We start from the raw sequence: 12,569 nt of genomic DNA on the forward strand, positions 1-12,569 counted from the left end.
TCAACTTCCGTTGCCGGTTGGGCCGATCAGCAGGCGGTCGCCTTCCTTCAGGCCATCGAGGATCTGAACCCGCAGGCGATCGCTGAGCCCGATGCGCACGGCGCGTTGCTGGACCTGGCCGTTGTCGGCGAGTACCTGGGCACTGCGCTGGTCGGGTTGGTCTGGCTTGCCTGCCAGGGCGGCGACCGGGGCGGTGAGCACGTTCTGGGCACTGCCGGCGACGAAGAAGACCTGGGCGGTCATGTCGGCCATCAGCGCATTGTCGGCGTTGTCGACGTCCAGCAGCACGGTGTACAGCACCACGCGCCCGGCGCCGCTGCCGGTGCCGCTGCTGGCCCCGGCCGGTGCTGGGCTGCCACCGCCCTGGCTGAGCTGGTCCAGAGGCTTGGGCGGGATCGGCAGGATCTGCCGCACGGTGCTGGTCCAGCGCCGGCCACCGCCACTGAGGGTGGTGAAGTAGGCTTGCATACCTGGCTTGACCTGGCCGATGTCGGCTTCCGACACCTCGGCCCAGACGGTCATCGGCGACAGCCGTGCGATGCGCAGGATCAACGGCGTGCGCTGCTGGGCGTTGAGCGTCTGGCCTGCACGGGCGTCGACCGCCACCACGGTGCCGCTCATGGGGGCGTAGATGCGCGTGTAGCCCAGTTGAGCCTCGGCGCTGCGCAGGCTGGCCCGGGCCTGGAGGATCTGCGCCTGGTACCTGTGGATGCGCGCCTGGGTGGTCAGCACCTTGGCCTGGGCGGTTTGCACGTCTTCGTCGCGGGTGGCGCCATCGGCGGCCATGCGCTGCTGGCGTTGCAGTTGCTGCCTGGCCAACAGGTGTTCGGCCTGCTGTTCCTTGACCTGGGCTTCGAGGGTCTGGATGGCGTAGCGCTCGGCGTCCAGTTGCGCCTGCTGGGTGGAGGGGTCGATTTCGACCAGCAGTTGGCCCTGTTTGACCGTGTCGCCCACTTCCACGTGCAGGGTGCGGATCTGCCCGGAGGCCTGGGCGCCGACGTCCACATACTGGCGAGGCTGCAGGGTGCCCAAGGCGGTGACGCTGGATTCGATGTTGCCGCGCGCGACGCGCACGAAGGGGCGCTGCTCGGCGTCATTGGGCAGCAGCTGCCAGGCCGCCGCTGCAGCCAGGGGAATGAGGCAGAGCATGACGATTGCAGCGCGGCGGGTCAGGCGAAGGTAACTCTTGCGAAAGTAACTCATGCGAAAGTCCGGCCAGTGAGGGAAGGCTGCCGGTTAGACGAGGGTGGTGGGGCGAAATTTAGGACCCTGCGCGGGGCGGGGCCAAGGGGCCGGGCGCAGCCCGCTACGGTGCTGCTCCGGCCTGGTCAACGGGGTTCAGCCGCCAAAGCTCAGGGTGCCCTTCATGACCGTGGCGTGGAAGGGATAGGAGCAGAAGTACACATAGTCGTCACCCGGTTTCAGTCCCTTGGTATCCAGCGTGACAGACGCTTGCTCGTTGCCGCCGATCAGCTTGGTGTGCGCCAGCACCCGGGCATCACCCGGCTGGATGTAGTCATTGCCCTCACCGGCCTTGGCACCGTCGTCGGCCACGCCCTTGAGGTCATCTTTGCGGGTCAGCACCCAGTTGTGCCCCATTACGTTCCTGGGCAGGTTGCCGGGGTGCTTCAGGGTAACGGTGAACTGTTTGCAGCTGGCCGGCACGTGGATGGTCTTGAGGTCGTAGGTCATCTGGTCGGTGCCTTGGATGGTCACCGAGCATTGCTCGTCGGCGCAAACAAAGCCTGACAGCGTCAGTGCAGCCAGGGCTACGGCAGTGCGAAACATGGTCTATCTCCATCGAGGTACGGACGACGCCGGCCTTGAATACCGGCGTCCAAGGGTTGACCCAAAGACGAATGCGAAGTCGCCGGATTTAACCTGGGTGCTGCCTTGCCACCAAGTTGTTGGGAGCGATTGCGCTTTGCGCGTGAAAATTCTGCGAGCTGGCCACTTGATTTCTCGCCGGTTCCCGACAACTATCTAGAAAGACCCCTCCAAGTGCAGCCCTGGTGGACGCCTGTTGCTGGCGCAGTATGGTCAGGGAGCGTGCCCTTTATCTCTACCCTTGCCCGGGCCACAACATGATCAACAAGTCGCTGCGCATCCTGATCGCCGACGAGCACCCGTACCAGCGCCTGCAGTTGGAACGGCTGCTTAATGGCCTGGGCTATTACCGGATCGCCCCGGTGGAGAGCTTTGAAGAGCTGCAGCGTCTGGTGCAGAGTGCGTTGCAGCCGTTCAACCTGCTGCTGGGCAATATCGAACTGGCCAGCCATGCCGGCGTCGACCTGGCGCGTTTCTGTGGGGTCAGCACGCAGATCCAGCATGCCCTGCTGTACCACACCCCGCACCTCAAGGTCCCCAGCGTGCCGCCGAGCGAACGCCAGGCGGTCAACGTGAGCCTGCCCCAGGTGCCGGACAACGAGGCCTTGCAGACCTTCATGGCGCTCATCGACAGCCCACTGCTGATCGGCACCCTGGCACTGCCGCCGGGCCTGTCGGGCAACACCGCACATACCCGCAGGCACCGCAACTTCGGCCAAACGGTGTTCAGCCGTTAGGGGCGGCCGGCGGGTATTTGCTATCCTCTTGCGCTTTGCCGATCTTGCGGACCCTGCCATGACTGCCATCGATACCGCTCGCCCGCCCCGGTTCAGCCGCGGCGACCACCGGACCCTGGGCCTGGCGGCGCTGGGCGGCGCGCTGGAAATCTACGATTTCATCATTTTCGTGTTCTTCGCGCTGACCCTCAGCCAGCTGTTCTTCCCGCCGGAAATGCCGGAGTGGTTGCGCCTGCTGCAAAGCTTCGGGATTTTCGTCACCGGTTACCTGGCGCGGCCGCTGGGCGGCATCGTCATGGCTCACTTCGCCGACCACCTGGGCCGCAAGCGGGTGTTCAGCCTGAGCATTTTGATGATGGCGCTGCCGTGCCTGCTGATCGGGGTAATGCCGACCTATGCCGAGATTGGTTACGCCGCGCCGCTGATCTTGCTGGCGTTGCGCATATTGCAGGGGGCTGCGGTCGGCGGCGAGGTACCCAGTGCCTGGACATTCGTTGCCGAACACGCACCGCCGGGGCGGCGGGGGTATGCCCTGGGCTTCCTGCAGGCCGGGTTGACCTTTGGCTATTTGCTGGGGGCACTGACCGCGACACTGTTGGCCCAGGCTTTCAGCGCCGAGGAAATTCTCGACTACGCCTGGCGTTACCCGTTCCTGCTCGGGGGCGTGTTTGGCGTGATCGGGGTGTGGTTGCGCCGTTGGCTGAGTGAAACGCCGGTATTTCTGGCCCTGCGCGAGCGCAAGGAGCAGCCGGTGAAGTTCCCGTTGCGCCAGGTGCTGGGCGCGCATCGTGGGGCGTTGATTCCGGCTGCGCTGCTGACCTGCGTGCTGACCTCGGCGGTGGTAGTGCTGGTGGTGATTACGCCGACGGTCATGCAGCAGCGCTTCGGCATGTCTGCCGCGCACACGTTCGCGCTGAGCAGCGTAGGCATCGTCTTTCTCAACATCGGTTGTGTGCTTGCCGGCCTGCTGGTCGACCGCCTGGGCGCCTGGCGGGCGTTGATGATCTACAGCGCGTTGCTGCCGCTGGGCATCGCTGCGTTGTATGCGAGCCTGGTGGGGCAGTGGGGCATGACGTGGCTGGCTTACGCGTTGGCCGGGCTCTGCTGTGGGGTGGTGGGTGTGGTGCCGTCGGTCATGGTCGGGCTGTTTCCGGCACAGATCCGGGTATCGGGTATTTCCTTCACCTACAACGTGGCCTACGCCTTGTGGGCCAGCACCACCCCCCTGGCGTTGATAGCCTTGATGCCGTGGAGCCCATGGGTGTGCGTTGGCTTCTGTCTGGTCATGGGCGCGGTGGGGCTGCTCACTGCCCGCTACTTTGGCCGCCGGCAACCTTCCGCGTTCGCGGCGGAGCCGATGCCGATCATGTGCGTCGACAAATGAACGAAAAAAGCCCCCGGGCCGCGAGGCCAGGGGGCTTTTTCTTGCTGCAGGGGCGGGCTTACATGTTCGGGTAGTTCGGCCCGCCAGCGCCTTCAGGGGTGACCCAGGTGATGTTCTGGGCCGGGTCCTTGATGTCGCAGGTCTTGCAGTGCACGCAGTTCTGCGCGTTGATCTGGAAGCGCTTGTTGCCGTCTTCCTGGGTGACCACTTCGTACACGCCGGCCGGGCAATAACGCTGGGCGGGCTCGTCGTACAGCGGCAGGTTGCTGGCGATCGGGATGCTCGGGTCGGTCAGCTTCAGGTGGCAGGGTTGTTCCTCTTCATGGTTGGTGCTGGAGAGGAACACCGAGCTGAGCTTGTCGAAGCTGAGCTTGCCGTCCGGTTTCGGGTAGTCGATTTTCTGCGAGTCGGCCGCCAGCTTCAGGCAGGCGTAGTCCGGCTTGGTGTCGTGCAGGGTAAACGGCAGCTTGCCGCCAAACCAGTTCTGGTCGACATAGTTGAAAGCTCCCCCCAGCAGCGGGCCGAACTTGTGCAGTGCCGGGCCGAAGTTGCGGCTGGCGAACAGCTCTTCGTACAGCCAGCTGGCCTTGAACGCGCTGACGTAGCCGTCGAGCAGGTCGCCACCTTCACGCCCGGCAGCCAGGGCGTCAGCCACTGCTTCGGCGGCCAGCATGCCGGACTTCATCGCGGTATGGCTGCCCTTGATCTTCGAGAAGTTCAGGGTGCCGAGGTCGCACCCGATCAGCGCGCCGCCGTTGAAGACCATCTTCGGCAGGGAGTTCAGGCCGCCCTTGCAGATGGCGCGGGCGCCGTAGCTGATACGCTTGCCACCTTCGAGGTATTGGCTCATCACCGGGTGGTGCTTCAGGCGCTGGAATTCGTCGAAGGGCGACAGGTACGGGTTGGCGTAGGACAGGTCGACGATCAGGCCGACCACCACCTGGTTGTTTTCCAGGTGGTAAAGGAACGAGCCACCGGTGTTGTCCTTGGCCATCACATCCAGCGGCCAGCCAGCGGTATGCACCACCAGGCCTTGCTCGTGCTTGGCCGGGTCGATTTCCCAGATTTCCTTCAGGCCGATGCCGTAGTGCTGCACGTCGGCTTCGCTATCGAGGTTGAAGCGCTTGATCAGCTGCTTGCCGATATGGCCACGGCAGCCTTCGGCGAACAGGGTGTACTTGGCGCGCAGTTCCATGCCGGGGGTGTACAGGCCGTCCTTTGGCTTGCCTTCGCGGTCGACACCCAGGTCGCCGGTGACAATGCCGCGGACCACGCCGTTTTCATCGAACAAGGCTTCCTGGGCGGCGAAGCCGGGGTAGATTTCCACGCCCAGGTTCTCGGCCTGCTGGGCCAGCCAGCGGCACAGGTTGCCCAGCGAAATGATGTAGTTGCCCTGGTTGTGCATGGTTTTGGGCACGAACAGGTCGGGCACTTTGGTCGAGCTGCCGGCGTCTTTGAGCACGTAGATATCGTCGCGCTTCACTTCGGTGTTCAGTGGCGCGCCCAGTGCCTTCCAGTCGGGGAACAGCTCGTTCAGCGCGCGGGGCTCGAACACCGCACCGGAGAGGATGTGAGCACCGACTTCGGAGCCTTTTTCCACCACGCAGACGCTGATTTCGCTACCGGTTTCGGCGGCCTTCTGCTTCAGGCGGCAGGCGGCGGACAGGCCCGCCGGGCCGGCGCCGACGATGACCACGTCGAATTCCATGTATTCGCGTTCCACAGGTTCTCTCCTACTCATCAAGGCTCGTGCTGTTGCTGGGTCTTATGGGTGCATGCGCGCAGTGGCTCGTCACGGGAGCGAAACTGTAGCTGCGCAACTGACGGACTACACCGTTTTGTCTTGGCCGCGCATTATATCTACACCACTTGGCGGGTCCAATACAAACGTTTGTTTGAATTTGCCGCAGGCCAGTAAAATCACAGGAGTGCGGCTGGAGGGTGACCGATTTGCCGTATTGACCGGATTGGGTGTTACGGTCAAGATACGAGCGGTTTTACGTTCGCCGTAGGCTTGCAGCCGGGCGCAGGTACACCTCTAAAGACCAGGTGTGGAGCAGGGTTTTGCGGGCTTAGGCCGGTTTGTAGTGGAGTTTACACGCCACGACAGGAAATGACCCGTGAGTATTTGTCGCAATGGTCCGAACAAGACTGTTCGGTCACTGTGCAGATGCCGCTTCCCGGTACGTTTTTAGAGGTGCCCTTGTACCCACGCGCATCGCAGGGCTTTGCCCCAGGCGACTATCTATTCACCGGAGAGTAACGAGGAATCCATGAAGGTTCTTGTAGCTGTCAAACGAGTGGTCGACTACAACGTCAAGGTTCGCGTCAAAGCGGACAACTCCGGCGTCGACCTTGCTAACGTCAAGATGTCCATGAACCCCTTCTGCGAAATCGCCGTGGAAGAAGCCGTACGCCTGAAAGAGAAGGGCGTTGCCAGCGAGATCGTGGTCGTTTCGGTCGGCCCGACCACTGCCCAGGAACAACTGCGCACCGCCCTGGCCCTTGGCGCCGACCGCGCCATCCTGGTCGAAGCCGCTGATGAACTGAACTCCCTGGCCGTGGCCAAGGCGCTCAAGGCGGTTGTCGACAAGGAGCAGCCACAGCTGATCATCCTCGGCAAACAAGCCATCGACAGCGACAACAACCAGACCGGCCAGATGCTGGCTGCGCTGACCGGCTACGCCCAGGGCACCTTCGCCTCCAAGGTGGAAGTGGCCGGCGACAAGCTGAATGTCACCCGTGAAATCGACGGTGGCCTGCAGACGGTTGCCCTGAACCTGCCTGCGATCGTCACCACCGACCTGCGCCTGAACGAGCCACGCTACGCGTCGCTGCCGAACATCATGAAGGCCAAGAAAAAGCCGCTGGAAACCCTTGCGCCAGACGCGCTGGGCGTTTCCCTCGCCTCCACCAACAAAACCGTGAAAGTTGAAGCCCCGGCTGCCCGCAGCGCGGGTATCAAGGTCAAGTCGGTGGCCGAACTGGTCGAGAAGCTGAAGAACGAAGCGAAGGTAATCTAAATGACTATCCTGGTTGTCGCTGAATACGAAAACGGTGCCGTAGCCCCGGCCACCCTGAACACCGTTGCCGCTGCCGCCAAGATCGGTGGCGATGTGCATGTACTGGTCGCTGGCCAGAACATTGGCGGCGTTGCCGAAGCCGCTGCCAAGATCGCTGGCGTGGCCAAGGTCCTGGTTGCCGATAACGCAGCTTATGCCCACGTGCTGCCAGAGAACGTGGCGCCGCTGATCGTCGAGCTGGCCAAGGGTTACAGCCACGTGCTGGCCCCGGCCACCACCAATGGCAAGAACGTTTTGCCGCGGGTTGCTGCGCTGCTGGACGTCGACCAGATCTCCGAGATCATCTCGGTCGAGTCCGCCGACACCTTCAAGCGCCCGATCTACGCCGGTAACGCCATTGCCACCGTGCAATCGAGCGCGGCCATCAAGGTGATCACCGTGCGTACCACCGGCTTTGACGCCGTGGCCGCCGAAGGCGGTTCGGCTGCCATCGAGGCGGTCGGTGCCGCGCACGATGCTGGTATCTCGGCGTTCGTTGGCGAAGAGTTGGCCAAGTCCGACCGCCCAGAGTTGACTGCCGCCAAAATCGTCGTTTCCGGCGGCCGTGGCATGGGTAACGGTGACAACTTCAGCCACCTGTATAGCCTGGCCGACAAGCTCGGTGCTGCCGTGGGTGCCTCGCGCGCCGCCGTCGACGCCGGCTTCGTGCCCAACGACATGCAGGTCGGCCAGACCGGCAAGATCGTCGCGCCGCAGCTGTACATCGCCGTGGGCATTTCCGGTGCGATCCAGCACCTGGCCGGCATGAAGGACTCCAAGGTGATCGTTGCGATCAACAAGGACGAAGAAGCGCCGATCTTCCAGGTGGCTGACTACGGGCTGGTCGCGGACCTGTTCGAAGCGGTGCCAGAGCTGGAAAAGCTGGTCTGATCCGCCTGCTTCACTTATAAAGAACCCGGCCCCGTTACAGGGGCCGGGTTTTTTTATGGCCGGTTACGGGTCAATCGCGATACAAGGAGTGAGCAATGGTGCTGCGTAAAGCAGGCAGGGTGCTGGCATGCATGGCGGTCTTGGTTGCGCCACCGGCCATGGCGGCAGGCAAGTGCGAACGCCTGGTAGCAACCGGCAGCCCTGATGCGCCGCCCTATTCGTGGCAGGACCCGAAAAACCCGCAGCACCTGATCGGTGCCAACGTCGACCTGCTGCGTCAGGTGGCTGGCGAGCTGGGGGTGAAGGTGGAGGTGCTGAGTGCCGGGCGTCGCGAACAGGCACTGCAAGAGGTTCGCAGCGGCCGCATGGACCTGCTGATCGACACGCCGATGCAGGTGGAGCAACTGACTGCGCTGGACTATATCCACCCCCCGTTGCAGTTGAACGAGTACCTGGTGTGGACGCGGCACGATGCGCAACTGACCATCGATGGTCCGGCCGACCTGGCCCGCTACCAGGGTAGTTTGTCCGAGCGGGCGCGCCTGACGCCGGCCTTTACTGCGTTCGCCAAGGCGCAACTGAAGCTGGTGCCTGCGCAGAACCTTACTCAAGCGTTCCAGAAACTGGTGCTCGGCCAGGTGGATTACGTGCTGGCTGGCCGTTATGCCGGTATGGCCATGGCCCAGAGCCTGGGCATGAGCAATGACCTGATTGCGCGGGGTTTGCCGGTCGACCGGCCAGGCTTGTACTTGGCGCTGTCGCACAATTCCGCGTGCAATGACAGTTGGTTGCGTGGGCAATTGGCGAAAAAACTGACAGAATTGCCGATCTCCGGTGCATCCGAAGCGGTACTGCAACGTAATGTCGAGCGCTGGAAAGCGCAGCTGCAAGTACCGGCGGACGCCCCCAAACACTAGGAAGATTGCGTGAGAACCCAACCACTGATCCTTGCCCTGGCCGTGCTTGGCCTGGCGGGCTGCGCCAATGACCCGGCCCCTAACGAGCAGATGCGTATTTCCGAACAGGCGCTGGAGCAGGCCAGGGCCGTCGGTGCAACCGACCAGGTCGAATCGCTGAAACTGGCCGAAGACAAGCTGGCGCGGGCCAGGACCAACATGCTGACCGAAGACTACCGCGATGCGCGCATGCGCGCCGAGCAGGCGGAACTGGACGCGCGTTTTGCCGAGGCCCAGGTGCTGAACCAGAAGAGTGAAGAGCAGTTGCAGTTGTTGCAGTCGCGGGTGCAGCGCCTGCGCAAGCAGCTGGAGGTGCAGCCATGAACCGTCAGGCACCCTTCGCCGTACTGGCAGTGCTGGCCCTGGCGGCAGGCCTGCAGGGTTGCGCCAGCCAGCGCAGCAGCGCGGCGCTTGAGCAAGCCAGCGCCGCCTTCCAGAAGGTCAAGGACGATTCCGACGTGCTGCGCAGCGCGCCGCGTGACGTGATTCGTGCAGGCGAGTCGCTGGCGCGCGCCGAGCGCTTGTCCAGCTACATCGGCACCGGCTCCGATGTGCGCCATTACGCTTACCTCAGCCAGCGTTACAGCGAGATTGCCGGTGAGCATGCCAAGCTGGCGCTGAACCAGGAGCGCCAGGCCAAGCTGGACCTGGAGCGCCAGCGTTTGCAGCTGGCTTTGCGCGAGGCCAAGCTGGCCAGCGTGCAGCAGCAAGGCAAATGGGTCGAGGCGCAAATTGCCGCGCTGGCCTCGGAGCAAGCCGATCGCGGCCTGGTAATGACCTTGGGTGACGTGCTGTTCGACACCGGCAGTGCCAACCTGAAAAACACCGCCAGCCGAACCGTGCTCAAGCTGGTGCAGTTCCTGCAGCTCAACCCACACCGGGTGGTACGCATCGAGGGCTATACCGACAGCACGGGTACGCCTGAAGAAAACCTCAAGCTGTCGCACGACCGGGCTCAGTCCGTTGCCGACATGCTGGTGGACCTTGGTGTCGACGACAAGCGCCTGCAGGTCGAAGGCTACGGCGACCAGTACCCGATCGAAGCCAATGCCTCGGAGCGGGGTAGGGCGCAGAACCGTCGGGTCGAGATTGTGTTTTCCGACGACAAGGGCAGGCTCGCGCCGGCGCGTTGAGCGTGAGTGTTCGGCTCGGTGCGGTCGGCGCCGATCAGATCGCGCGCCGCCCGCGCGGCGCTGGATCTCACAGGCGCTGAAGATGCAGTGGCGGGCCCACCATCTGTCCCGGTACACTTCTTAACTGTTACGGTATCCTCTACTGTCAGTGAGTCGCACAAGAACAACGAGCCCGTCCGCGCGTCGAGATCCCGCCATGACCAACCTGCTGCTGTACCAGCGTATCGCCCAGCAACTGGCCGATGACATTCGTCGCGGCGTCTACCAGCCAGGCGAGCGGGTACCCTCCGTACGCAAGATGAGCGCGCAGCTCAACGTCAGCCATGCCACGGTGCTGCAGGCCTACGCCAACCTCGAAGACCAGGGCCTGATCCGTGCGCGGCCGCAGTCCGGCTACTATGTGCACCAGACCCCGGCCCTGACCGCCCCGACTCCGGATATCGCCAGGGTCGAGCGCCCAGGCCTGGTCACACGTGCCAGCATCATCCAGCAGGTATTGACCGAGGCCCGCCGCGACGGTGTGTTCCCGTTCGGTGCTGCCGTGCCCCATGTGGATTATCTGCCAGTGCGCGCGCTGCACCAGCAAATCGCCAAAGTGACACGCTTCCACAGCCCGCGCGCCTTCAGCTACATGTTCAGCCCAGGGTTCGAGCCGCTGCGCCGGCAAATTGCCATTCGCATGCGCGATGCCGGTGTGATCGTCGACCCGCGTGAGGTGATCGTGACCCACGGCTGTGTCGATGCCCTGCAGATGTCGTTACGGGTGCTGACCCGCCCCGGGGACCTGATTGCCGCCGAGTCGCCGACCTATTACGGTTTGCTGCAACTGGCGGACCTGCTGGGTTTGAAAGTGATCGAGATCCCCAGCGACCCGTCCACGGGGATCAGCCTCGAAGCCTTGCAACTGGCGGCAAACCAGTGGTCGATCAAGGCCTTGGTGTTGACTGCGCGGCTGAGCAACCCGCTGGGCGGTACGGTGCCGGAAGAGCGGCAAAAGCAACTGCTGCGCCTGGCGTCGGACTTCGATATCCAGATCATCGAGGACGACATCTATGGCGAGTTGATGTTCGAGCAGGGCAAGAGCAAGGCACTGAAAGCCTTCGATCGGCTGGACCGGGTGATCTACTGTTCGAGCTTCTCCAAAACCTTGTCTCCCGGGGTGAGGGTTGGCTGGATGATCGCCGGGCGTTACCAGGACGAGATACAGCGCCTGCAAACTTTCACCACCCATTCAGCCTGCAGCGTGACCCAGATGGGTGTGGCAGCGTACCTGGAAAATGGCGGCTACGATCGGCAGCTGCGCTATATCCGCCAGGAGTACCGCAAGAACCTCAGTGCCTACCAGCTGGCGGTGCAGCAGCACTTCCCCGAAGGTACGCAGATGACCCGGCCTACCGGGGGGTTTATCCTCTGGGTGAGCCTGCCTGGGCGGGTGAATACGCAAGAGCTGCATGTGCGTGCGTTGGAGCAGGGCATCAGTATTGCTCCGGGGTTGATATTCAGTAACACGGAACAATTCAACCACTGCATCCGCCTCAACTGCGGTATTCCGTGGAACAAGGAGGCCGAGCGGGCGGTCATGACCTTGGGCTTGCTGGCACAGCAGCTGTGCCGCGAGCCTGCGCTCACACTTTTGTGAGGGTTGCCAGCAGCCCGCGGAACAGGGAGCATACGAGCCTTTACAGCGGGTCTGTCCATTTGCCATGAATGCATTACGTCGTTTTGTTCTGATTCTGTGCCTTGCGGCCCCGTGCTGCGCCACCGCGGGCCTGGCCTTCGCTGCGCAGCCGGCGCAGGCCCAGCAGGCACAGACAAAAAACGCCGCCAAGCCTGCGCAGAAGCCGGTAGTCCGCAAAGCCCCTGCCAAGAAAGCAAAACCGCGAAGCAAGGCAGTTGCCAAGCCTTTGCCCAAAGCAAAGTTGGACTTGAGCCTGCCCACCGACCTGGTCGACAACCTTGAGCCAAACGTAGGGACACCTTCGCCGATCCAGCGCCGCAAACCGCTGCTGCCCCCTATGTTCCGGGACAAGCCGGAAGCCGACGACAGCCCGTTCCAGCTCAATGGCCGCTTGATCAACAATGAAATGCAGCTGCAACTGCGCAATGACAGCCGCCGTGAAGTGGAAGGTGCGGCCATCGATTTCGAGTACCGGCAGTAAGGGGCAAACTGACTGCCGGGTCATGTCATTTTTCATCGTGCCAGCAATTTCAAACACCTGTTTGGGCGGGTACTATCCAGGGGCGTTCGTCCCGTTACTTGTTTCAGGGAGTCCTGAGTTTGGTGAATCGCCATGAACTGCCGTGAGGGCTGCGGTGCCTGCTGCATTGCCCCGTCCATCACCTCTGCCATGCCGCGCATGCCCAATGGCAAGCCAGCTGGCGAGCGCTGCCTGCACCTGACGGCGGCCAACCTCTGCGACCTGTTCGGCAAGCCTGAGCGGCCAGCAGTGTGTGGCGCGTTCAAGGCAGATGTCGAGGTGTGTGGCAGTGACCGTGACGAAGCGATCAGGATTCTTGGCTGGTGGGAGCAGATGACGGCGGCGTGAAAGGCTGGGTCTTCGACAACAAGGATAAACATG

Annotated in this window: 13 protein-coding genes; 10 read left to right on the forward strand and 3 right to left on the reverse strand. The window is 63.0% G+C overall.

The features are described from left to right. Positions 1 to 1,203 carry an efflux RND transporter periplasmic adaptor subunit gene (locus tag EGJ22_RS05780; RefSeq protein ID WP_050492216.1) on the reverse strand — a complete coding sequence of 401 codons (1,203 nt, stop codon included), beginning with the start codon at positions 1,201 to 1,203 and terminating at the stop codon, positions 1 to 3. Between the two features lie 135 nt (positions 1,204 to 1,338). After that, entirely contained in the window at positions 1,339 to 1,788 is a 450-nt protein-coding gene (gene azu / locus EGJ22_RS05785; protein ID WP_029886524.1) for an azurin, read from the reverse strand. A gap of 296 nt (positions 1,789 to 2,084) precedes the next feature. Here azu and EGJ22_RS05790 point away from each other — a divergent pair, with 296 nt between their 5' ends. Next, a complete protein-coding gene (locus EGJ22_RS05790; protein WP_029886525.1) occupies positions 2,085 to 2,564 on the forward strand; it encodes a response regulator in 480 nt (159 codons plus the stop codon). A gap of 58 nt (positions 2,565 to 2,622) precedes the next feature. Then, complete coding sequence (locus tag EGJ22_RS05795) at positions 2,623 to 3,948, forward strand: MFS transporter (protein WP_009684727.1); 1,326 nt, start codon at positions 2,623 to 2,625, stop codon at positions 3,946 to 3,948. Positions 3,949 to 4,006: 58 nt separating this feature from the next. Here the strand turns inward: EGJ22_RS05795 and EGJ22_RS05800 are convergent, their stop codons facing one another. Further along, the gene (locus EGJ22_RS05800; protein ID WP_080709229.1) at positions 4,007 to 5,689 is read right to left on the reverse strand and encodes an electron transfer flavoprotein-ubiquinone oxidoreductase; all 1,683 of its coding nucleotides are present in this window, start codon (positions 5,687 to 5,689) and stop codon (positions 4,007 to 4,009) included. Between the two features lie 532 nt (positions 5,690 to 6,221). Here EGJ22_RS05800 and EGJ22_RS05805 point away from each other — a divergent pair. The 8 genes from EGJ22_RS05805 (at position 6,222) to EGJ22_RS05840 (ending at position 12,536) form a co-directional block, all read left to right on the forward strand. Further along, on the forward strand, positions 6,222 to 6,971 hold the full coding sequence (locus EGJ22_RS05805) for an electron transfer flavoprotein subunit beta/FixA family protein (protein WP_029886526.1): 750 nt from the start codon (positions 6,222 to 6,224) through the stop codon (positions 6,969 to 6,971). Further along, positions 6,972 to 7,901 carry an electron transfer flavoprotein subunit alpha/FixB family protein gene (locus EGJ22_RS05810; RefSeq protein ID WP_009684724.1) on the forward strand — a complete coding sequence of 310 codons (930 nt, stop codon included), beginning with the start codon at positions 6,972 to 6,974 and terminating at the stop codon, positions 7,899 to 7,901. 95 nt (positions 7,902 to 7,996) lie between these two features. Continuing rightward, complete coding sequence (locus tag EGJ22_RS05815; RefSeq protein ID WP_029886527.1) at positions 7,997 to 8,818, forward strand: ABC transporter substrate-binding protein; 822 nt, start codon at positions 7,997 to 7,999, stop codon at positions 8,816 to 8,818. A 9-nt stretch (positions 8,819 to 8,827) separates the two neighbouring features. Continuing rightward, positions 8,828 to 9,181 (forward strand): DUF4398 domain-containing protein, encoded by a 354-nt coding sequence (locus EGJ22_RS05820; protein WP_029886528.1) that lies wholly within the window; start codon positions 8,828 to 8,830, stop codon positions 9,179 to 9,181. Then, on the forward strand, positions 9,178 to 9,990 hold the full coding sequence (locus EGJ22_RS05825; RefSeq protein WP_029886529.1) for an OmpA family protein: 813 nt from the start codon (positions 9,178 to 9,180) through the stop codon (positions 9,988 to 9,990). The genes EGJ22_RS05820 and EGJ22_RS05825 overlap by 4 nt, the downstream gene beginning before the upstream one ends. Before the next feature lie 196 nt (positions 9,991 to 10,186). Next, the gene (locus tag EGJ22_RS05830) at positions 10,187 to 11,629 is read left to right on the forward strand and encodes a PLP-dependent aminotransferase family protein (RefSeq protein WP_009684720.1); all 1,443 of its coding nucleotides are present in this window, start codon (positions 10,187 to 10,189) and stop codon (positions 11,627 to 11,629) included. A 64-nt stretch (positions 11,630 to 11,693) separates the two neighbouring features. Beyond that, positions 11,694 to 12,149: a hypothetical protein gene (locus EGJ22_RS05835; protein WP_029886530.1), complete on the forward strand. Its 456-nt coding sequence runs from the start codon at positions 11,694 to 11,696 to the stop codon at positions 12,147 to 12,149. Between the two features lie 132 nt (positions 12,150 to 12,281). Then, complete coding sequence (locus tag EGJ22_RS05840) at positions 12,282 to 12,536, forward strand: YkgJ family cysteine cluster protein (RefSeq protein WP_029886531.1); 255 nt, start codon at positions 12,282 to 12,284, stop codon at positions 12,534 to 12,536. Positions 12,537 to 12,569 lie beyond the last annotated feature (33 nt).

The organism is Pseudomonas sp. p99-361 (assembly GCF_003935475.1).
Lineage (GTDB): Bacteria > Pseudomonadota > Gammaproteobacteria > Pseudomonadales > Pseudomonadaceae > Aquipseudomonas > Aquipseudomonas juntendi.

What these genes read in the sequence shown, in the direction of transcription:
- EGJ22_RS05800 (WP_080709229.1), bottom strand. Translation starts at nt 5,689, where the DNA reads ATGAGTAGGAGAGAACCTGTGGAACGCGAATACATGGAATTCGACGTG.
- EGJ22_RS05780 (WP_050492216.1), bottom strand. Translation starts at nt 1,203, where the DNA reads ATGAGTTACTTTCGCAAGAGTTACCTTCGCCTGACCCGCCGCGCTGCA.
- EGJ22_RS05810 (WP_009684724.1), top strand. Translation starts at nt 6,972, where the DNA reads ATGACTATCCTGGTTGTCGCTGAATACGAAAACGGTGCCGTAGCCCCG.
- EGJ22_RS05835 (WP_029886530.1), top strand. Translation starts at nt 11,694, where the DNA reads ATGAATGCATTACGTCGTTTTGTTCTGATTCTGTGCCTTGCGGCCCCG.
- EGJ22_RS05805 (WP_029886526.1), top strand. Translation starts at nt 6,222, where the DNA reads ATGAAGGTTCTTGTAGCTGTCAAACGAGTGGTCGACTACAACGTCAAG.
- EGJ22_RS05795 (WP_009684727.1), top strand. Translation starts at nt 2,623, where the DNA reads ATGACTGCCATCGATACCGCTCGCCCGCCCCGGTTCAGCCGCGGCGAC.
- azu (WP_029886524.1), bottom strand. Translation starts at nt 1,788, where the DNA reads ATGTTTCGCACTGCCGTAGCCCTGGCTGCACTGACGCTGTCAGGCTTT.
- EGJ22_RS05830 (WP_009684720.1), top strand. Translation starts at nt 10,187, where the DNA reads ATGACCAACCTGCTGCTGTACCAGCGTATCGCCCAGCAACTGGCCGAT.
- EGJ22_RS05815 (WP_029886527.1), top strand. Translation starts at nt 7,997, where the DNA reads ATGGTGCTGCGTAAAGCAGGCAGGGTGCTGGCATGCATGGCGGTCTTG.
- EGJ22_RS05825 (WP_029886529.1), top strand. Translation starts at nt 9,178, where the DNA reads ATGAACCGTCAGGCACCCTTCGCCGTACTGGCAGTGCTGGCCCTGGCG.
- EGJ22_RS05790 (WP_029886525.1), top strand. Translation starts at nt 2,085, where the DNA reads ATGATCAACAAGTCGCTGCGCATCCTGATCGCCGACGAGCACCCGTAC.
- EGJ22_RS05840 (WP_029886531.1), top strand. Translation starts at nt 12,282, where the DNA reads ATGAACTGCCGTGAGGGCTGCGGTGCCTGCTGCATTGCCCCGTCCATC.